At 57.8% G+C, this 20,799-nt stretch carries 20 protein-coding genes and 1 tRNA gene; 1 reads left to right on the top strand and 20 read right to left on the bottom strand.

What is annotated here, in order from left to right:
* The 13 genes from der to trmJ all read right to left on the bottom strand — a co-directional run bounded on the left by der (position 1) and on the right by trmJ (position 12,713).
* The gene (der, locus tag BMZ63_RS12275; RefSeq protein ID WP_091705895.1) at positions 1–1,422 is read right to left on the bottom strand and encodes a ribosome biogenesis GTPase Der; all 1,422 of its coding nucleotides are present in this window, start codon (positions 1,420–1,422) and stop codon (positions 1–3) included.
* Positions 1,423–1,427: 5 nt separating this feature from the next.
* Complete coding sequence (gene bamB, locus BMZ63_RS12270) at positions 1,428–2,600, bottom strand: outer membrane protein assembly factor BamB (protein WP_091705893.1); 1,173 nt, start codon at positions 2,598–2,600, stop codon at positions 1,428–1,430.
* A complete protein-coding gene (locus tag BMZ63_RS12265) occupies positions 2,597–3,241 on the bottom strand; it encodes a YfgM family protein (protein ID WP_091705892.1) in 645 nt (214 codons plus the stop codon). Before BMZ63_RS12265 ends, bamB begins: the two co-directional genes overlap by 4 nt.
* 47 nt (positions 3,242–3,288) lie before the next feature.
* Complete coding sequence (hisS, locus tag BMZ63_RS12260) at positions 3,289–4,536, bottom strand: histidine--tRNA ligase (protein ID WP_373296699.1); 1,248 nt, start codon at positions 4,534–4,536, stop codon at positions 3,289–3,291.
* A 72-nt stretch (positions 4,537–4,608) separates the two neighbouring features.
* Entirely contained in the window at positions 4,609–5,727 is a 1,119-nt protein-coding gene (ispG, locus tag BMZ63_RS12255; RefSeq protein WP_091705889.1) for a flavodoxin-dependent (E)-4-hydroxy-3-methylbut-2-enyl-diphosphate synthase, read from the bottom strand.
* Positions 5,728–5,762: 35 nt separating this feature from the next.
* On the bottom strand, positions 5,763–6,821 hold the full coding sequence (locus BMZ63_RS12250; RefSeq protein ID WP_091705887.1) for a RodZ domain-containing protein: 1,059 nt from the start codon (positions 6,819–6,821) through the stop codon (positions 5,763–5,765).
* Positions 6,811–7,614 carry a type IV pilus biogenesis/stability protein PilW gene (pilW, locus tag BMZ63_RS12245; RefSeq protein WP_091705885.1) on the bottom strand — a complete coding sequence of 268 codons (804 nt, stop codon included), beginning with the start codon at positions 7,612–7,614 and terminating at the stop codon, positions 6,811–6,813. The genes BMZ63_RS12250 and pilW overlap by 11 nt, the downstream gene beginning before the upstream one ends.
* Before the next feature lie 37 nt (positions 7,615–7,651).
* Positions 7,652–8,764: a dual-specificity RNA methyltransferase RlmN gene (gene rlmN / locus BMZ63_RS12240; RefSeq protein WP_091705883.1), complete on the bottom strand. Its 1,113-nt coding sequence runs from the start codon at positions 8,762–8,764 to the stop codon at positions 7,652–7,654.
* 62 nt (positions 8,765–8,826) lie between these two features.
* On the bottom strand, positions 8,827–9,255 hold the full coding sequence (gene ndk / locus BMZ63_RS12235) for a nucleoside-diphosphate kinase (RefSeq protein WP_091705881.1): 429 nt from the start codon (positions 9,253–9,255) through the stop codon (positions 8,827–8,829).
* 69 nt (positions 9,256–9,324) lie between these two features.
* A complete protein-coding gene (locus BMZ63_RS12230) occupies positions 9,325–10,473 on the bottom strand; it encodes an IscS subfamily cysteine desulfurase (protein ID WP_091705916.1) in 1,149 nt (382 codons plus the stop codon).
* Between the two features lie 27 nt (positions 10,474–10,500).
* Positions 10,501–10,986, bottom strand: a complete 486-nt coding sequence (iscR, locus tag BMZ63_RS12225) for a Fe-S cluster assembly transcriptional regulator IscR (protein WP_091705880.1) — start codon at positions 10,984–10,986, stop codon at positions 10,501–10,503.
* 76 nt (positions 10,987–11,062) lie between these two features.
* The gene (cysE, locus tag BMZ63_RS12220) at positions 11,063–11,848 is read right to left on the bottom strand and encodes a serine O-acetyltransferase (RefSeq protein ID WP_091705878.1); all 786 of its coding nucleotides are present in this window, start codon (positions 11,846–11,848) and stop codon (positions 11,063–11,065) included.
* Positions 11,841–12,713: a tRNA (cytosine(32)/uridine(32)-2'-O)-methyltransferase TrmJ gene (trmJ, locus tag BMZ63_RS12215; RefSeq protein ID WP_091705876.1), complete on the bottom strand. Its 873-nt coding sequence runs from the start codon at positions 12,711–12,713 to the stop codon at positions 11,841–11,843. The genes cysE and trmJ overlap by 8 nt, the downstream gene beginning before the upstream one ends.
* Before the next feature lie 191 nt (positions 12,714–12,904).
* On the opposite strand from trmJ, the gene BMZ63_RS12210 reads away from it, so the two are divergent.
* Positions 12,905–13,705, top strand: a complete 801-nt coding sequence (locus tag BMZ63_RS12210) for an inositol monophosphatase family protein (protein WP_091705875.1) — start codon at positions 12,905–12,907, stop codon at positions 13,703–13,705.
* 118 nt (positions 13,706–13,823) lie between these two features.
* Here the strand turns inward: BMZ63_RS12210 and secF are convergent, their stop codons facing one another.
* The 7 genes from secF to flgL form a co-directional block, all read right to left on the bottom strand.
* Positions 13,824–14,777 (bottom strand): protein translocase subunit SecF, encoded by a 954-nt coding sequence (gene secF, locus BMZ63_RS12205; protein WP_091705873.1) that lies wholly within the window; start codon positions 14,775–14,777, stop codon positions 13,824–13,826.
* Entirely contained in the window at positions 14,770–16,644 is a 1,875-nt protein-coding gene (gene secD / locus BMZ63_RS12200; protein ID WP_091705872.1) for a protein translocase subunit SecD, read from the bottom strand. Before secD ends, secF begins: the two co-directional genes overlap by 8 nt.
* 89 nt (positions 16,645–16,733) lie before the next feature.
* The gene (gene yajC / locus BMZ63_RS12195; RefSeq protein ID WP_091705870.1) at positions 16,734–17,099 is read right to left on the bottom strand and encodes a preprotein translocase subunit YajC; all 366 of its coding nucleotides are present in this window, start codon (positions 17,097–17,099) and stop codon (positions 16,734–16,736) included.
* Positions 17,100–17,147: 48 nt separating this feature from the next.
* Complete coding sequence (tgt, locus tag BMZ63_RS12190; RefSeq protein WP_091705868.1) at positions 17,148–18,263, bottom strand: tRNA guanosine(34) transglycosylase Tgt; 1,116 nt, start codon at positions 18,261–18,263, stop codon at positions 17,148–17,150.
* A 14-nt stretch (positions 18,264–18,277) separates the two neighbouring features.
* Complete coding sequence (gene queA, locus BMZ63_RS12185) at positions 18,278–19,372, bottom strand: tRNA preQ1(34) S-adenosylmethionine ribosyltransferase-isomerase QueA (protein WP_091705866.1); 1,095 nt, start codon at positions 19,370–19,372, stop codon at positions 18,278–18,280.
* Between the two features lie 44 nt (positions 19,373–19,416).
* Positions 19,417–19,503: transfer RNA gene (locus BMZ63_RS12180), tRNA-Leu, on the bottom strand.
* 81 nt (positions 19,504–19,584) lie between these two features.
* Positions 19,585–20,799, bottom strand: coding sequence for a flagellar hook-associated protein FlgL (gene flgL / locus BMZ63_RS12175; protein WP_091705865.1), 1,215 nt, complete (start codon positions 20,797–20,799; stop codon positions 19,585–19,587).

Below are 20,799 nucleotides of genomic sequence, written 5' to 3'. Positions count from 1 at the left end.
TTAGCGCTTGACGCTTTTCTGGCGGGCTTTTTTAACGCGACGGCCCTTTTTCTGGTCGTTATCCTGTTTTACTTTCTGTCTTGGCGTACGACGATCCACCTTGCCCGCGTAGGGGTTTTCGCTGGAGCGGAATTCAAACCGAATTGGCGAACCCACCACCTTCAGAACCTTGCGGAAAGTGTTTTCCAGATACCGCTTGTAAGCCCCTGGCAAGGCATCAACCTGGTTACCGTGCACAACAATCACCGGCGGATTGGAGCCGCCCTGATGGGCATAGCGCAGCTTGATACGACGGCCATGGACCATCGGAGGCTGATGTTGCGCCACCGCATCCTGCAACAGCGCGGTCAGGCGGTTGGTCGGCCACTTTGCCATCGCCGAGTCATAGCAGGCATGCACAGACTCGTACATGGTGCCCACACCTGTCCCGTGCAGTGCTGAAATGTAGTACTTGTCAGCGTAATCCAGAAAATCCAGGCGACGGGCAATCTGTTCCTTGACCCGGGCCCGGTCATCCGGGTCCATGCCGTCCCATTTATTGACGGCGATCACCAGCGACCGGCCCGCATCCAGCACGAAGCCGATCAGGTGCATATCCTGGTCTACCAGCCCCTGACGGGCATCAATCACCAGAATTACCACATGGGCATCATCAATGGCCTGCAGGGTCTTGATGATGGAAAATTTCTCGACCGCCTCATTAACATTCTTGCGGCGCCGAACACCGGCAGTGTCGATCAGTGTATATTGCTCACCATGACGCTCATAGGGGATATAGACACTATCCCGGGTGGTGCCCGGCATGTCGTACACCACCACCCGGTCTTCTCCGAGCATGCGGTTGACGAGGGTGGATTTACCGACATTGGGTCGGCCCACCACACCGATCCGGATACCCGGGTAACGGTCAGCCCGATCTTCTTCCTCCGGATTTTCCGGCTCCGGCAACAACTCAGCCAGCATCGAGCGAATGCCCCGGTTGTGGGCCGCGGCAATCAGAAAGTTGGAATCAAAACCGAGGCTGTAGAAATCCGCGGCCGCCACATCCGGATCCTGGCCATCTGTCTTGTTGACCACAAGATGGGCCTTCTTGCCGGAACGGCGCAGGTGATCCGCAATCATTTCATCACCGGCGGTCAGGCCAGCGCGGCCGTCCACCAGGAACAGAACGATGTCGGCCTCCTCTATGGCCTGCAGGGACTGGCGAGCCATCTCCGCATCGAGCCCGGCTTCATCTCCGGTCAGGCCGCCGGTATCAATGACGATGAACTTCTGGCCTTCGTTATAGCCTTCGCCATACTTGCGATCACGGGTCAGGCCGGGAAAGTCCGCCACCAGGGCATCCCGCGAGCGGGTCATCTGGTTGAACAGAGTGGACTTGCCAACGTTGGGACGCCCGACAAGGGCAATCACTGGTGTCATAATAGTCAGTCGTCCTGCCGGAGCCTGTAGCTGGCCAGGTCTCCGTCGTTGCTGTACACAAGAATGTCGCCGTTACGAAGCACCTGTACCGGTACCCGCAGGCCGTCACTGTCCACATGTTCCTGGCCCACCAGAGAGCCATCCTCCTGGGCAAGGACGTGAAGGTAACCCTCGTAGTCGCCAACCACCACAAATTCACCCGAAACCGCCGGGCGTGTCAGTTGCCGCCAGGACAGATTATCCTGAACCCAGATTTCCCGGCGGTCACTGCCGCGCAGCGCCACCACATCGCCGTTAGCGTCCGAGAGGTAAATGTTACCACCACCAATGGCGGGACCATTGAAGCTGGACGCCGGTCGGCTCCAGATTTCCTGGCCTGAACGGATGTCCACCAGCGCGAGCTTGCCCTGGTAGCCAGCCACCATCACCGCGGAGTCAAGAACCAGCGGTTGACCCCCAATATCCACCAGCCGCTCCAGTTCGGTGCGACCCTGGGGCTGACCCACCTGGTATTGCCAGATTGGCTGACCCGCCTCTGCCGACAGCGCAACCATCCGGCCGTTGGCAAACGAGGCGATCACGATATCACCACCCACCAGGGGCGCGGCCGTGGTCCTCATGGTCAACACCGGCACTTGCGCCTCATACTGCCACAGGCCCTCACCATCACCGGTATCGAAGGCCATCAGGCGGCCATCGATGGTTTGGACGGCAACCAGCGAGCCGTTCGACTGTGGCGAGGCAATGGCCTCGGTGGGCAACGACACCCGCCACTGCTCGCCGGAACCATCGTTCGCGAGGGCAATCAATTCGGCATCGCGGGTTACCACATACACCTGTCCGCCATCCGCGCCGGGACCGGCGAAAATACGTTCGTCCAGTTCAGTGGTCCAACGGGTATCACCATTTTCCGGATTTACCGACTTGATGATGCCATCGGCGGACGCCGCGTAAATGACATTGCCATTATAAACAGGAGACAACTGCAGGAACTCGTCATCGTGTCCATCGCCCACAGAGGTGTGCCAGACCCGGTCAAGCTCAACACTCTCGTCGATGTCCGGCACCGGGTCCGGCTGCTCGATGATCTCATTGGAGCTACAGCCGGCAAGAACCAACACCAGTCCGGAAACCAGCGGCGCCAACGCCCGTTGCCTGAACGCTCGGGTCAACATCATGCATCACCTCCGACACCGAGGTCGGACAATTTCAATTCAAGAATACTGCTGTTCTGGCCGCCCTGCTCCCGGGCCTGCAAATAGGCCTGGCGGGCAGCATCGCGATCCCCCTTTGCAAGCTGGATATCACCTCGCAGCTCAGAGAAAATCGGACCGAAGGCGTCAGAGGCACCGGCCTGATCCACAGTGGCCAGGGCAGCGTCATGGTTGCCCGCGGCAAGTTGAGCACGGGCCAGACGGTTGCGGATGACGTTGGTCAGTGCCGGATAATCGCTGGCCTGGGACAATGCCCAGTCAAGCGACTCAATGGCCGCCTCAGGGTCATCCGAAACCATCATCTGCTGACGGGCCAGAACCAGGTTGCCATAGATCGCATAGGCGCTGTCGGTGTAATCATTGCGCAGGGTTTGCGCAACAAACGACACGGTTTCCTGATCATCACCGGCAGAAGCAGCGTTGAGCAGGTTGGCAAACTCCTTCGCCGCCTCAGCTCTTTGCTGTGCCTGGTGGTTCTGCCACCCCTGCCAGCCAAAGACAATGGCCAGGGCCGCACCGATACCAATCAGCAGCGAGCTGCCATTTCTCTTCCACCAGTCTTTGATAGCCTGGATTTGCTCTTCTTCGGTGCGCAACTCAGCCATGAACACTCCTGTCAGTTTTTATACGTTTGATCTTTGCCGGCATGGCGTCAGACCAGTTTGGCCAGTTCCGCTGCCAGCTCTGCCTGAGGCACTTCCCGCTGCGGCTGGTCGTCACGCAGAGGCTTGAGCCCGGCTGTCTGATTCCTGATTTCGTTTTCGCCGAGAATCACCGCGTAACGGGCACCACTGCGGTCGGCTTTCTTCATCTGGCTCTTGAAGCTGCCACCACCGCAATGGCCAACCACCACGGCTGACGGCATGGCAGTTCGCAGATCCTCGGCCAACGCCAGGGCTGGCGCAGTGGCGATGTCGCCCATGGCGGTGACATAAATGTCCGCCTGGTTGTTTACGTAGTCGGGAACCAGCTCCAGCGTCTCCAGCAGCAGGATCAGGCGTTCGATGCCCATGGCAAAACCAACCGCATCGGTAGGCTTGCCACCAAGCTGCTGGACCAGGCCATCGTACCGCCCCCCGGCGCAAATAGTGCCCTGGGCCCCCAGGCTGTCGGTAATCCATTCGAAGACTGTCTTGCCGTAATAATCCAATCCACGCACCAGTGCCGGGTTTACGGTGTAGGCGACGCCGGCGGCGTCCAGCAAAGCTTTAAGCTGGCTGAAGTGGTTGCGGGATTCTTCGTCCAGGTAATCGTCCAGTACAGGCGCATTTACCAGAACTTCGCGGGTAGCCGGGTCTTTACTGTCCAGAATCCGTAACGGATTTGTTTCCAGGCGGCGCTGGCTGTCTTCGTCCAACCGGTCTTTATACTGCTGCAGGTAAGCCACCAGCGCTTCCCGGTATACCTTGCGGGACTCACTGGTACCAATGGAGTTGATTTCCAGGCGAGCGTGGCCCGTCAACCCCAGCGCGGACCATAGCCGGGCGGTCAGTATCAGCAATTCGGCATCGATGTCCGGACCGGCCATACCAAAACATTCCACGCCAATCTGGTGAAACTGACGGTAGCGGCCTTTTTGAGGGCGTTCATGGCGAAACATCGGGCCGGTGTACCAAAGCCGGCGAGTCTGGTTGAACAGCAGACCGTGTTCCTCGGCCGCGCGCACGCAACCGGCGGTGCCTTCAGGACGCAGGGTCAGGCTGTCGCCGTTGCGATCCTCGAAGGTGTACATTTCTTTTTCAACAATGTCGGTTACTTCGCCAATGGAGCGCTTGAACAATTCTGTCTGTTCAACAATAGGCATGCGGATTTCCTGATACCCGTACTGCCCCAATACCTTCCTTACCGTTGATTCAACATACTGCCAGACCGGCGTCTGGTCCGGGAGAATGTCGTTCATCCCCCGGATTGCCTTGATTTTTGCCAAGTTAAAACCCTGATTTACCAGATGAATAGTGGTGTTTGGAAATGTTCAGTCGCCAGAACGCGCGATTAGAGACTCTTCCTGCTGCTGGCGCTCGGCCACTTTTTCGCGAATCAACCGTTCCAGGTCATCGGTCAGTGTGGCGTTGTCCAGCTTCTGGTTTGGCTTGCCATCCAGATACAGCAGATTCTTCGGACTGCCGCCGGTCAGGCCCAGATCCGCTACCTTGGCTTCGCCGGGACCATTCACGATACAACCAATAATGGCCACGTCCATGGATGTATTGACGTCTTCAAGCCGGGCTTCAAGATCGTTCATGGTCTGGATAACATCGAAATTCTGCCGGGAACAACTCGGGCAGGCAATAAAGTTGATGCCCCGGCTGCGAAGACGCAGGCTCTTGAGAATATCAAAACCAACCTTGATCTCCTGAACGGGATCAGCCGCCAGCGAGACACGGATGGTATCGCCAATGCCGTCCATCAACAACATACCCAGGCCCACGGAGGATTTCACCGTGCCGGAGCGGAAACCGCCCGCTTCGGTGATGCCCAGATGCAGCGGCTGCTCGATCTGCGATGCAATCTGACGATAGGCATCCACGGTCATGAACACATCGGAGGCTTTCAGGCTGACCTTGAAATCCGGAAACTGGTGCCGGTCAAGGATGTCAATGTGGCGCATGGCCGATTCCACCAGCGCTTCCGCCGTGGGCTCACCGTATTTACGCTGCAGACTTTTTTCCAGGGAACCGGCGTTCACGCCGATACGAATGGGAATGCCGCGGTCGCGGGCTGCACTGATCACCGCACTGACCCGGTCATCACGACCGATATTGCCCGGGTTGATGCGCAGGCAGTCCACACCAAGTTCCGCCACCCGAAGGGCAATCTTGTAATCAAAATGGATATCCGCCACCATTGGCAGGCTGACCTGCTGCCGGATCCTGCCGAACGCCTCGGCCGCCTCCATGGACGGCACTGAAACCCGGACGATATCGGCACCGGCCTCCTGGATGGCACGAATCTGTGCCACCGTGGCTTCCACATCACAGGTATTGGTGTTGGTCATGCTCTGTACGGCAATGGGCGCACCACCACCAACGGGCACATCGCCCACCATGATCCGGCGGGATTCGCGTCTCTTAATCGGAGATTCATGTTTCATGGACAACAACCAACCATCTGTTCGCGCATACAGGCTCAGGGCTCAAGGGTAAACTGAGCCCTGTTATTTACCGTTCGAATATTATCAAGCTCAACCGTCTCGCCCTGGAACCGAATCGAGTCAACCGCACTCATGGCACCAATGATGACATTCATGGGGGCGACACCTTCAAGGCGCAACTCGTCACCGTTGGTCTGCAACGTGCTGGCCAGCCGGTTACCCTCTGCATCGGTGACCTGCACCCAGCAATCATCGTTAAAGGTCATCACCAGTTCGGCACCGGTGGAAGCCGGAACGTTCTCATCGGCCGCCGGTTGTGCGGATTCCTTCACCGGCTGTGGGTCGATCACTGGTGGCTCGTCGGGCTCCGCCACGGTCGTGTCTTCCGCCACTGGCTCGAGGTTTTCAACGTCCACCGGCTGCGGCTCGTCGACAACGGCCGACGACTCCGCTTGCGTGTCGGGCTGCCCGGCCAGTGCCTCCACCGGCTCATCTTCCGCACCACCAACTGGCAACTCATCAGACGGCTCGTTTAACGGCTCGGATTCCGGTTGGGCAGTGCGCTCATCAGGGGCATCATCGGCTTCCGGCAGTGGCTCTGGCTGACCGTCCCCATTGTCCCGTTCTTCTTCAGGCGCTGCCACATCCGCCTGGTCGCCAAACGGCAGCGCCTGATTGTTTTCCGCCATATAGGTCGAAATGCCCACGGCCAACGCACCCAGAATCACCAGTGCAACCACGCTCTTGGCCAGACGACGCTTGCGTCTTTTCCGCCTTTCAATATCCACCAGGGGATCGGCTTCCAACTGACGCTCCCGCTCCTTGCGACGCGGTTCCAGCTCGATATCCAGATCACGAATGATCGCATCGCCATCCAGACCGACCTGCTTGGCGTACGCCCTTACATAGCCCTTCAGGAAAAGCTCTGTATCAATCTTGCTGTAGTCACCCTTCTCGATGGCCTGAATGATCGAGACCCTCAGATGTTGCTGGTCGGCAATCGCCGATATATCCAGCCCGAGAGCTTCCCTGGCCCGACGAAGTTGATGACCGACGGGTTGTGCTGTTGGCTTTGGCCGCTCCTCACCGCTCATTGGCAATCAGAACCTTGTATTGTTGGTATTCGACAGATTCGGGAAATTCATTTTTCAGCATCATGGCCATGCTGGCTTCCTGATCCTGATCGCCGAAATGGCGAGCAATTTTCACACCGATCAACAGGCTTTCCGGCGAGTGGCTGTGCCGCGTACTACCACTAATGACGCTCTGCAGTCTGCTGTAGTAACGGGAAGCTCCGGAATAGTCCCGCTGTTCCACCAGTACCCGGGACAATGACAGCAGGGACCGGGGTTCACCCCGGGTCAGCTCGACGGCCCTGCGAAACGCGTCTTCCGCCTCCTGCAGATTCCCAAGACGCTCTTCAGTCATTCCCAGGTTAAAGAAAACGCTGCCGCGGTCCTCGTACTCGGTGTCGCGGGATGCCATGCTGAACTGATCCCGCGCCTCTTCGAAGCGGCGCTGGGAATACAGGAAAGCGCCATAATAAGTGCGCCCCCGGGTGTATCCGCTGTCTTCGGACAACGCCTTGCGAAAGCTGCGCTCAGCCAGCTCCTGTTCGCCATCCGAACTGTACACCAGCCCTTCGGCAGCCAGAGCCGGCGCATAGTTTCCGTCAATCTCCAGTGCCCGGTCCAGATGGTGCTCCGCACGACCCAGATTGCCCTGGCCGATATAGGCCGTTGCCAACTTGACGTAGTTCTCCAGCGCCTTGTCACGATCAGCCTCCCGGGCAAAGCGGCTGTCGGTGGTGGTCACACATCCGGAGACCATCAGTGCCAGGGCGACACCGATAAAACCGGTCAGTTTCATGGAACGATCCTTTGCCATTATTAACACCTTGTCCAGAATAGCACCGGGTTCCCGCTTACGGAGCCACCTGTTGCACCGAAATGTAACGCTGACTGCGGCGCGTGCGATCTTCCACACGGCCCACCAGTTGCCCGCAGGCGGCATCGATGTCGTCGCCCCGGGTGGTTCGAATGGTGGTCACGTACCCGGCCTCGTTCATCACTTTCTGGAAACGGCGGGTGGCGTTCATGCTCGGCCGGCGAAAATCACTCTCCGGGAACGGATTAAACGGAATCAGATTGATCTTGCAAGGCAGATCCCGAAGCAGCACGGCCAGCTCACGAGCATGCTCGGGCTGGTCGTTCACACCTTCAATAACCGTGTATTCGATGGTTGCTTTGCGCTTGTCCGGGAGCCGCGCCATATAACGCTTCGTTGCCGCCAACAGCTCGGCAATCGGATACTTTTTATTCAACGGCACCAACTGGTTACGCAACTCATCATTAGGCGCATGAAGAGAAATGGCCAGTGAAACATCGGTAACGTCGCCGAGCCTGTCGAGCGCCGGGACCACGCCCGACGTGCTGACGGTGACGCGCCGCTTGGAAATACCGTAGGCCAGGTCCTCCATCATGAGGTTCATGGCGTCCACTACGTTATCAAAGTTCATCAGAGGCTCGCCCATGCCCATCATCACCACATTGGTAATCGGACGATCGGGGCCGGGCTCGAACGGCATGAAGGCTTTCCGGGCCACCCACACCTGACCGATGATCTCCGCCGCGGTCAGGTTGCGGTTGAAGCCGCGTTTGCCAGTGGAGCAGAACGTGCAGTCGAGGGTGCAGCCAATCTGGGAGGAGACACACAGGGTGCCACGCTCGCCATCGGGAATCAGCACGGTTTCAACGCTGTTACCGTTGTCCATGCGCATGACCCACTTGCGGGTGCCATCTTTGGAGGTTTCGTCGTAAATCACCTCCGGCCCGCGAATTTCAGCGACCTGCTTGAGCTTCTCCCGCAGGGCCTTGCTCATATTGGTCATTTGATCGAAGTCATCGACCCCGCGCTGGTGGATCCACTGCAGGATCTGCTGGGCACGGAAACGTTTTTCGCCGATTTCCTCAAAGAAAGCCTCCAGCTTGGCTTTCGGCATTCCCAGGAAATTGGTCTTTTCGGCAACAGCCGTCATGTCATAACCTCGATCAGATAACCAATACAGGGGTGGCGAACCACCCCTGAAACAACGAACTCTTAGCCGCGCGGGCAGATTTCGTTGTCATTGAAGAAATACGCAATTTCACGCTCGGCTGATTCAGCGGAGTCGGAACCGTGAACCGCGTTCGCGTCGATAGTGGAAGCGAAGTCCGCACGGATAGTGCCAGCTTCTGCTTCTTTCGGGTTGGTGGCACCCATCAGGTCACGGTTTTTCAGGATGGCACCCTCGCCCTCCAGAACCTGAACAACAACCGGGCCGGAGGTCATGAAAGCCACCAGATCGTTGAAGAACGGGCGTTCCTTGTGTTCTGCGTAGAAACCTTCAGCCTGCTCCTGGGTCAGGTGCATCATCTTGGCCGCAACGATTTTCAGATCGGCCTTTTCAAAGCGGCTCAGGATTTCGCCAATGACGTTTTTGGCGACTGCGTCGGGCTTGATGATGGAGAGCGTGCGCTCGTTTGCCATGGTATTGCTCCAGTTTGATGGGTGATAAAAATCCGGAAACGCGATTATACGCGGTAAGGCTACAACTGCCTACCGTAGCGAACGAAGCCGCCCGACCACCTCGATGATCTGCTGACAGGCGAAATCCACGTCCGCTTCGGTGGTAAAACGCCCGAGGGAAAACCGTAATGCCCGGTGGGCCAGCTCATTACTCACACCGATACCTCGCAGCACGTAAGAGGCTTCCATCGATGCCGAGGCACAGGCGGAACCGGAAGACACCGCCAGGTGACGCAATCCAAGCATCATGGATTCGGCTTCCACGCCTTCGAATGACAGGTTGACAATTCCCGGCACCCGGTGTTCCCGGCTACCGTTAAAATGCACACCATCCAGGTGCGACAGACCCGCCAGGAAGCGCTCACGCAGATTTTCCAGCCTGCGGCTTTCCTCCTCCAGGTGGTGCCCGGCCAGCTCGAACGCCTTGCCCATGCCAACGATCTGGTGAGTCGGCAGTGTCCCCGAGCGCATACCCCGCTCATGCCCTCCTCCGTGCATCTGCGCCTCAATACGCACTTCCGGCGCCCGGCGCACATACAGGGCGCCCACACCTTTCGGGCCATAAACCTTGTGGGCGGACAGCGATAACAGATCCACGTTCAGGGCATGAACATCCACCGGCATCTTGCCGGCAGCCTGCGCAGCGTCCACATGCAGCAGCACGCCGCGCTCCCGCAAGTGCCTACCAATGGTGGCGATATCCGTGACACAGCCGAGTTCATTATTGGCCAGCATCAGGCTGACCAGCACGGTGTTCTCCTGCAGCGCATCAACCACCTGTTGCGGCGATACCCTGCCATCGGCATCCGGCCTCAGCCAGGCAACCTGAACACCACGAGTCTCCAGCCAGGCACAGGTGTCTACAACCGCCTTGTGTTCTATCGTGGAGGTTACGATATGCGGACTCTCATGCAACGCCGCCACGCCCTTGATGGCCAGGTTGTCAGACTCGGTGGCGCCCGAGGTCCAGACAATTTCCCGGGGATCGGCGTGAATCAGGTCAGCCACCTGCCGACGCGCGCTCTCAACGGAAGCTTCAGCCTGCCAGCCATAACTGTGGGTTCGGGAAGCGGGATTACCAAACACCCCGTCAGGGGTCAGGTAGTTCATCATCTCTTCGGCAACGGCGGGGTCAACGGGCGTTGTGGCCGCGTAATCCAGATAGACGGGCTTTTTCATCATGGTTGGAGTTCGAGCTGTGAGTGGTCAGGCGGACGCCTGGTCGATCAGCCGGCGGGTATTGACGGCCTCCGACTGTTTCTGATTCTGGCGGTCCGCCACGTTACGAATCTCGCGCTTGCGCATCAGGTCGCCAAGGCTGATCTCGCTGAGAAAATTATGGATGCGATCACTGAGATCCGACCAGAGATGGTGCGTCAGACATTTCTCGCCATTCTGGCAATCGCCTTTATTGCCGCAACGGGTCGTGTCCAGAGATTCGCTGACCGCATCCACCACCTCGGCAATAAAGACTTCATCCGCGGAACGGCTCAGGCGATAGCCACCGCCCGGACCCCGCACGCTGATCACCAGACTGTGGCGGCGCAGGCGGGAAAACAACTGCTCCAGGTATGACAGCGAAATCTCCTGGCGGGCGGAAATGTCCGCCAGGCTGACGGGCCCCTCGGTTGCATGAAGGGCGAGGTCAAGCATCGCGGTGACCGCATAGCGGCCTTTTGTGGTCAGCTTCATAAGTCAGCCCCGGCAGTACAATCGGTCGGAAATCATTCAGCGAAGTATGGATTGACCCACCAAAACAGTCAAGTATTCAGCGCTTGGGCGGCTTGTCTTCGCCCTCCTCACGCACGCAATCGAAATCCTCGTCGTGCAGGGGTGGAAGCTCGCCATTCTGATACTCGCTGTTCACTTTCCGTAGCGCCTGGCACATGTTCTCAATGCGATCGTCCACCGCGTGCATGTGGTCAAGCAGCGCCCGGACGGAACGGGCCACCGGGTCCGGCATTTCTTCAGTCACCCCATAGGCATCAAAGCCCATGCGCTTCTCCATCTCCTTGCGCCGGGCTTCATCCTCGGCGGGCTTCTTCTTGACAATCGCGCGACCGGGAATGCCAACCACGGTAGCACCAGCCGGCACCTCTTTGGTCACCACGGAGTTGGAGCCAATCTTGGCGCCCTCGCCCACTTCGAATGGCCCGAGAATCTTGGCGCCGGCACCCACAACCACGCCGTTGCCAATGGTGGGGTGACGCTTGCCCTTGTTCCAACTGGTACCACCGAGGGTTACACCCTGGTACAGGGTGACATCATCACCCACGACCGTTGTTTCGCCAATCACCACCCCCATGCCATGATCAATAAAGAAACGGCGGCCAATGGTGGCACCGGGATGAATCTCGATGCCGGTCAGCCAACGGGCGAGGGTTGAAATGGTTCGGGCCAGCCATTTCAGCCCCAGGTTCCACAACCAGTGAGAGAAACGGTGAAACAACAGGGCGTGCAGCCCCGGGTAGTTGGTCAGCACCTCAAAGGTGTTCCGGGCAGCCGGATCCCGGTGGAACACGCTGTTGATATCTTCCCGCAAACGCTCAAACATGATCTTCTTCCTGGCCGTCATCAGTGGCTGAAGCCACAGTGGGTTTTGTCCGGTGATCCGCCTGCCGGGTGCCGGCAGCTTTTTGCACAGACGTCAGAATACCTCTCAGGATGTTGATTTCCATCTGATCCAGGTGGGCTCTCTGAAACAGCCGGCGCAGCCGTGTCATCAATTGGCGCGGATTGTCCCGGCGATGGAAATCGATTTCCTCCAATACCCGCTCAAGATGCCCGAAAAAGCCTTCCACATCATTGACATTGGCCAACGGCACATCCCAGCCGCCATCTCCCGGCGACACCATGGGATCAAGGTAGGGGCTCTCGCCCTGCTCTTCAAGGCCACGCAGGTAATGCATGCGCAGCTCGTAGCACACGACCTGCACCGCCATCGACAGGTTCAGGGAACTGTAGTCGGGGTTAGACGGGATGTGGATGTGATAGTGACACCGCTGCAATTCCTCGTTCGACAAGCCGTTGTTTTCCCGGCCGAACACCAGAGCAACCTGGCCTCTGGTACTGTATTCCGATGCCTTGACTGCCGCGTCCGGCGGTGACATGACAGGCCAGGGCACCTTGCGCCCACGGGCACTGGTACCCATCACCAGCAGGCAATCCGCCAGAGCTTCATCCAAAGTGCCGACCACCTGTGCCTTGTCCAGCACATCAGAAGCGCCGGAGGATCGTGCGTATGAGGCTTCATCCGGGAACGACGCCGGGTTGACCAGCCAGAGATTGGCCAGCCCCATGTTCTTCATGGCACGGGCGACCGCACCAATATTGCCGGAATGGGAGGTTTCGACCAGCACAATGCGGATCTGGTCATTGAAGGTGTCTGTGCCTTCCAGCGGCAAGGCGGGTTTGTGCATGAATGGTTGCCTGTCTCAACTTGAATGAAAAACGCGATGATACCAGAAAGCGAGAGCCACAGGCGCCTTCAGGGCAACTCATCCTTTCCGACCAGCGCGCATCCGGGTTTTCCGCCACCGAAAACCATACAAGTGGCATCAACTTTTGTTATCATAGCGCGCCTTAACACACCCGGATAATGAACACTCAGATGCAACCAGCAATCAAGATGGCCCTGCGCATCGCGCGCCAGGGTTCAGACTATCTCAAAGCCCATTTCGAGCGACAGGAACCCAACGCCAAAAACGAAGGTGAGCGCAGTCGCCAACTCGCCCGCGTTGAGCAATCCATTTACGACAACTTCGTCGAGCAGCTGGAAAAGGCCTACAAGGATCACACCATCGCCCCGATGGGTGAAGCCGACGCCCATGGCAGCGAAAAAAGCTGGCATATCTTTCCAGTGCTGGGACGCGATAACTTTGTCCGGGGTATTCCCGAATTTGCCCTGGCGCTGTCCCAGAAGAAAAACAACCGCACGGAAAACCTGTTGCTTGTGAATCCGGTAACCGGCGAGGAATACACCGCCAGTCGTGGCCATGGCGCCGCTCTGAACAGTCGCCGTGTGCGGGCTTCGGAAATCAAGCAGCCCGGTCAGGCGGCGGTTGCCAGCAACCTGCTGGATCAGGCCCGCCAGGGTGATGACCCATTCATCTGGGGCGAACTGGCTGCCACCATTGCCCGGGACAGCAGCATGTTCCGCACCTCCGGCTGCGTGGCCCTGGATATCGCACGGGTTTCCGCGGGCCTGCTTGATGCGGCCGTCATTTTCCGCCCCGACGCTGCGGATCTCGACCTGGGCGTAACACTGGCCATGGAGTCCGGCGCACTGACCGGCGACTTCTCCGGCAACCCGTCGGTTGAGCACGCCAAACAGTTGGTGGTGGCCAACCCCAAGCTGTTCCGCGAACTGCTAAAGGTACTGCACCCGTTCCGGGGTCGCCTGCCGCGCTGACTCCCCGCCCGCTTTGAATCAGCGGGCTTTTGTAACAGACACAAAAAAACCGCCATCACCCAACAGGGTCCGGCGGTTTTTTTTATGCCACCTATTCCGGCGGAAGCAAAACCGGATATCACATCCGGTTCAGCCACTCCGGCGGCTCTTCTTCCCCGGCTTGCTCTCCGGTGCCTTCCTTGGCGGGCACCATCAGATCCTCACGGGTTACGCCCATGACCATCAACATGTTCGCGGACACGTAGATAGACGAGTAGGTACCCACAATCACCCCGATAATCAGCGCCAGAGCGAAGTTATTGATGGCCTCACCACCAAAGAAATACAGCGCCAACAGAACCACCAACGTGGTACCGGACGTGTTAATGGTCCGCGTGATGGTCTGGTGAATGGATTCGTTGATGATGTCCCAGGGCTCTCCAACACGCATCTTCCGGAAGTTCTCCCGAATGCGGTCCGCGACCACGATGGTATCGTTCAGTGAATAACCAATAACAGCAAGAAGCGCTGCCAGCACCGTCAGGTCGAAGGTCCACTGGAACAGGGCAAACACGCCAAGCACGATAATGACATCGTGGGCCAACGGGATAACCGAGGCGATACCAAACTTGAACTGGAAGCGCATGCCCACGTAGATCAGCACCACCGCCAGGGCAATCAACAGGCCCAGACCACTGTCTTCTTTCAGCTGCTCGCCCACCTGGGAGCCAACAAACTCGGAACTAACCAACTCAAGCTCGGCCCCGGTTTGCTCCAGCACACCGGTGACTTCCCGCGCGAGGGTATCATTGCCCGCTTCTGCCAGACGGATCAGCACCGTGGTGTCGGCGCCGAAGTTCTGCACCGAAAACTGTTCGTAACCGGACTGCTCAAGCGTATTACGAATACCGTCCAGATCGGCAGCCTGGGTATACTCAAGCTCAACGGACGTACCGCCGGTGAAGTCCATGCCAAAATTGAGCCCGCGAACCGCCAGAAGCGCGATCGAGGCGATGATCAATGCAATAGAGATTACCGAAGCAATCTTCCGCAACCCCATGAAATCAAACGGTTGCTTTTCCATATCAGCCATTAGCCTGTTTCCCCCCGATCGACAACTTCTCGATTCTGCGGCCACCATAAACCAGATTCACAATACTACGGCTCACCAGAAGCCCGGAGAACATGGAGGTCAGAATACCGATACACAGGGTGACAGCGAAGCCTTTCACCGGACCAGAGCCCATGGCAAACAGGATAACCGCCACCAGCAGCGTGGTGATGTTGGCATCGACAATCGATACAAACGCCCGGCCATAACCGGAATTAATGGCAAGCTGAGGTGGCACGCCAGCCTTAAGCTCTTCTTTTATGCGCTCGAAAATCAGCACATTGGCATCCACCGCCATGCCCACCGTCAGGACGATACCGGCAATACCGGGCAAGGTCAGTGTGGCTGAGAGAATCGACATGCACGCGACCAGCAGCATCAGGTTCAGAGTCAGCGCCACGTTGGCGATCAGCCCGAAACCACGATAGAACACCAGCATGTAAAGCAGTACCAGCGAGAAGCCGAACACCACCGACATAAAACCGGCATCGATATTCTTCTGGCCCAGGCTTGGCCCGATGGTGCGCTCCTGCACAAAATACATGGGTGCAGCCAGGGCGCCGGCGCGCAGCAACAGCGCCAGCTCCGAAGCCTCCGGAATGGAGTCCAGACCGGTGATGCGGAAGCTGCCGCCCAACGCTGACTGCACGGTGGCCAGGCTGATAATGCCCTTTTCCACCACGCGCTCTTCTACTTCCTGCAATTCACCGTTAACTTCTTCGGTGCTGGTTTCCGTGCGGTATTCGATGAACAACACCGCCATGCGACGCCCGATGGCGTTACGGGTGGCCCGATTCATCTGGTCGCCGCCCACCGAATCCATGGTGATATTCACCTGTGGCTGGCCGTTCTCATCAAACGCCTGCTGGGCGTTGGCCACGTTGTTACCGGTGGCGATGATTTCGGTTTCCAGACGTGCGGTGCGGTTCGGCTCATCCCGGAACGGATAGACTTCAGTCTCCGAAGACGGCGCATCCTGACGAGCCTCCATCCGGAATTCCAGGTTGGCGGTAGCCCCCAGTACCCGCTTGGCCTGGGCTGTGTCCTGCACACCGGGCAGCTCGACAATGATACGGTCGGCGCCCTGCTGCTGAACAAGAGGCTCGGCAACACCCAACTCGTTCACACGGTTGCGAATCGTGGTCAGGTTCTGCTCAAGCGCATAGTCCTGAATGTTCTTGATTTCCTGTTCAGACAGGGTCAGCGTCAGCAGATATTCATCGCCCTCACGGGACTCATCGAGCAGAAATTCATTGTACTGGTCACGTACCAGGCTGAACGCCTCACTGCGGGACTCTTCATCGCGGAAGCTCAGCACGATATTGCGGCTGTCCTCGATATCACCGCCGCGGTAGCGCACCCTCTCTTCACGCAGCTCTCGCTTGATCTGGCCAGAAAGCGCTTCAAGGCGCTGTTCCAGTGCTGTTTCCATATCCACTTCCAGCAGGAAGTGGACACCGCCTCGCAGATCCAGCCCCAGCTTCATCGGCCCGGCACCCAGGCTTTGCAGCCATTCCGGCGTGGACGGCGCCATATTCAGCGCCACCAGATAGCGTTCGCCCACGGCATTCTGCACCGCGGGGCGGGCACGCAACTGGTCATCCGAGCTGGTCAGGCGAATCAGTGCGTCACGATCCTCCAGTGAGCTGGACTTTACTTCAATGCCACGCTCGTCGAGCTCCGCCAGCGCCCGGTCCAGCACCTGCTGGTTAACCTCGGTTGCACCGCGGGCACCGGTAATCTGGATGGCGTAATCGTCCGGAAAGAAGTTCGGTAATGCGTAGATGAACCCGATCACCAGTGCGAACACAATGATCAGGTTTTTCCAGAGAGGAAACTTGTTCAGCATGGGATTCCTTTAAGCCGGCATGGGCACCGGCCGTGATGTTCAGCCAGTTGAAAACAAACGGGCGCCCGAAGCGCCCGTGCAGAACCAGCTCAGATATCTTTCAGGGTGCCTTTGGGCAGAGCGGCACCAACCGCCACCTTCTGAACCTTGATTTCAACATTGTCCGCTACTTCCAGAACAATGAAATCATCAGCCACTTTGGTGATACGGCCGGCAACGCCACCGGAGGTCACCACTTCGTCGCCCTTGTTCAGGCCAGCCATCAGTTCCTTGTGTTCTTTCGCGCGCTTGGACTGCGGGCGCCAGATCAGGAAGTAGAAAATGGCAATGAAGCCGGCAAAGAAAATCACCTGACCCATCACGCCCATACCGCCAGCAGGGCCGCCTTCCTGTGCCATGGCAAGTGCAGGCACAAACGACAACAGGCCGGCGACGAGCAGTTTCATTGTTTTCATTCAGGTTCTCCGTTAATTCACTGGTCTTGGTTTGAAAATTAAACAGAATCAGCCCAGAGGCGGTACGCTTTCACCCCGTAAGGCATAGAATTCTCTTATAAAGTCGGACAATGTACCTGCTTCGATTGCCCCACGCAATCCGCGCATCAGGTTCTGGTAAAAGCGCAGATTGTGGATGGTGTTGAGCTGGGAGCCGAGCATTTCACCGCATTTGTCCAGATGATGCAGATAGCTTCTGGAGAAATGCTGACAGGTGTAGCAATCGCAACGCTCATCCAGCGGCCCCGTGTCATGACGATGCCGGGCATTACGGATTTTTATAATACCGGTGGAAGTGAACAGGTAACCGTTACGGGCATTACGGGTGGGCATGACACAATCAAACATGTCGATGCCACGGCGCACCGCTTCGACAATATCCTCCGGACGGCCGACGCCCATCAGGTACCGGGGCTTGTCGCCCGGCATTTTCGGTGGCAGGTGGTCAAGGATACGGATCATGTCTTCTTTTGGCTCGCCCACAGACAAGCCGCCAATGGCGTAACCATCAAAGCCGATGTCCGTCAGCCCCTGCAGGGAGCGTTCGCGCAGGGACTCGTACATGCCACCCTGGACAATACCGAACAATGCGGCCGGATTGCCCTCGTGGGCTTTCTTGCTGCGCTCCGCCCAGCGAAGGGACATCTCCATGGATTCCCGGGCCTGCTTCTCTGTAGCCGGGTAAGGCGTGCACTCATCAAAGATCATGACGATGTCCGACCCCAGGTCCCGCTGGACCTGGATGGCGATTTCCGGGGACAACTCCACCTTGGAACCGTCCACAGGCGAACGGAAGGTGACGCTTTTCTCGGTAATCTTGCGCATGTCACCCAGGCTGAACACCTGGAAACCACCCGAGTCGGTCAGGATCGGGCCCTGCCACTGGGTAAAATCGTGCAGGTCACCATGGGCTTTGACCACCTCGGTGCCGGGGCGAAGCATCAGATGGAACGTGTTGCCGAGGATGATCTCGGCACCGATGGCTTCAATATCCCGGGGCAACATGCCTTTGACGGTGCCATAGGTACCCACCGGCATGAACGCCGGGGTTTCCACGGTGCCACGGGGAAACGTCAGGCGGCCGCGCCGGGCCTTGCCGTCTTCCCCGAGTTTTTCGAATGACATAAAACAGGACTGACTCACGAAGGCTCTCCCGTCGAATCTGTATGACCGGTTGGCAGGCCCGTTGCCAGCCGGCCCTGGCTGGGCTGCTGTCCGGTCAGGAACATGGCGTCGCCATAACTGAAAAACCGGTAACGCTGCGCCACCGCCTCGCGGTAGGCAGCCATGATGTTGTCGTAGCCGGAAAAAGCACTGACCAGCATGATCAGCGTGGATTCCGGCAAATGGAAATTGGTGATCAGGGCGTCCACCGTCTGGAAGCGGTAGCCCGGATAGATAAAGATGTCGGTCTCGTCCCGAAAAGGCTGCAATCGCCCTGCCCGGCTGGCCGATTCCAGTGAACGCACGGAGGTGGTACCCACGGCAACCACGCGGCCACCCCGTTCCCGGATACGCCGAACGGCGTCTACCGTATCTTCCGGCACATGCGCCACTTCACTGTGCATGACGTGATCTTTCACGTTGTCCACTCGCACCGGCTGGAAGGTTCCGGCACCCACATGCAGGGTGACATAGGCAAACTCGATGCCTCGCTCTTTCAACTGAGCAAGTATGGCATCATCGAAATGCAACCCCGCCGTGGGTGCTGCCACGGCGCCGGCTTCCCGGGCGTAGACTGTCTGGTAGCGTTCACGGTCGGATTGTTCGTCGTCGCGTTCCATATAGGGCGGCAGGGGCATGTGGCCAACGCGCTCCAGCAAATCCAGAACCGGTTCCGGCCCATCGTGTACAAACCGGAAAAGCGCATCCCGGCGTTCGACCATGCGCAGCTCGGTACCGTCTTCCAGGATGACTGTCTGGCCTTGTTTCGGCGACTTCGACGCCCGGGTATGGGCCAGAAATTCCTGCTCGCCTAAAAGGCGTTCCACCAGTATTTCTATCTGTCCGCCGGTTTGCTTGCGACCGAACAGGCGGGCGGGAATCACGCGGGTATTGTTGAACACCAGCAGGTCGCCGGGTTCAAGCAGGTCGGGTAAATCAGTGAACTGCAGGTGCCGGGTCTGGCCGGTAGCGCCATCGAGATTCAGCAACCGGGAAGCACTGCGTTGTTCGAGGGGGTAACGGGCGATCAGCTCGTCCGGCAGATCAAAATGAAAATCGGAGACGTTCATGGGCCGGGATATCAGGAATGCCGCAGGCATGCGACCGGAATAAATGGTAGCGGCGGGCGGACTCGAACCGCCACGGGTTTTACCCCAACGGATTTTGAATCCGTCGTGTCTACCAATTTCACCACGCCGCCATCGGAGAGTGGGTGAATTATACTGACCCTGATTCCGAAAGCAACCGGGCCACGGACAAAATTATCCGCAGCCTCATGCTGTTACAGGCGATCAAAGAGTGACAGGCGCGAGACCTGGGCAAAGGACTGCTGGGCCGCCTGCAACACAAAGCTCTGGAAACTCAGATTACTGATGGCCTCTGCGTAGTCCACATCCTGCAACTGGGAGCGGATTTCCTTGGTGTACAGGCCGGAATCCTCCAGAAATGCGGTGGTGGATTCCACCGCGTTCAGCCGGCCACCGAGCTCGGTCTGCTTGAGGATGATTTTTTCCTGGGCATTGTCCAGATTGGTGAGTGACTCGGCAATCAGGGCGTCATATTCGGCGTTGCCGCGATCGGAGCCCTTGGCACCGCTTTCCAGACCATCCACCAGCTTTTCGATGGTGCCGAAGATTGACTGTTTGCGGTTGATGCCGATTTCAAAAGTGTCACCATCTACTGCATCGTTGACGGTCATTTTCATGCCGTAGACATCAATTTCCTCACCGGCATCACCAAATTCTTTGGGTGGGGTAGTGGGATTTCCGTCTTCATCGACTTCGATCACTTTATTATTGCTATCCACAGCAAGGTAAATAGATTTTCTCGGCGCGTCAGAAGGAGACGCGTCTCTCAATGCATCCTCATCCACCACTTCAAGCCCGGAAATGTAACCATCGTCCGACTCACGGTTTTCAACGGACACGGAGCGCGGCACATCGACAAAGATACCTTTGCCATGGTCACTGATGGGCACAGTCACACCTTCATCAATCTCCAACTTGCGCTGGCCTTCGTCGCCCTGATACACCCAATTACCCTCATCGTTTTTGGCAAAGGCCTGTGTACTGCCTTGAAAACCACTGAAAATATACTCACCAGAGGCGTCCTGGGTATTGGTGATATTCGCCAGCTGGCCCAGCCGTTCTTTAAGCTCCGCGGCAATTGATTGCCGGTCATTGGCAGACAAAGAGCCACTGCCCGCCTGCACGGTGAGCTCACGTACCCGCTGAATAATATCCACCGAGCTTTGCAGGGCATTTTCTTCCTGTTTCAGACGATTATCCGCCAAAGTGGCATTACGGGTGTAACTGTCGTTTTGTCGAAGCTCCTGGTCCAGCTTCAGAATGCGCGCTGCTGCCACCGGATCATCCGAAGGCTTGTTAACCTTTTTGCCGGTGGAAATCTGTTGCTGGGTATCCACCAGGTTGCTGTTAATGCCCTGCAGCCGGTTGATCCCGCCGTTGAAGATTTGTTGTGATGAAATCCGAATCAT

It is taken from the genome of Marinobacter persicus (genome assembly GCF_900114155.1).
Classification (GTDB): domain Bacteria; phylum Pseudomonadota; class Gammaproteobacteria; order Pseudomonadales; family Oleiphilaceae; genus Marinobacter; species Marinobacter persicus.
Note: the sequence above shows the minus strand (reverse complement) of the source record. Positions and strands in the feature narration are given on the sequence as shown.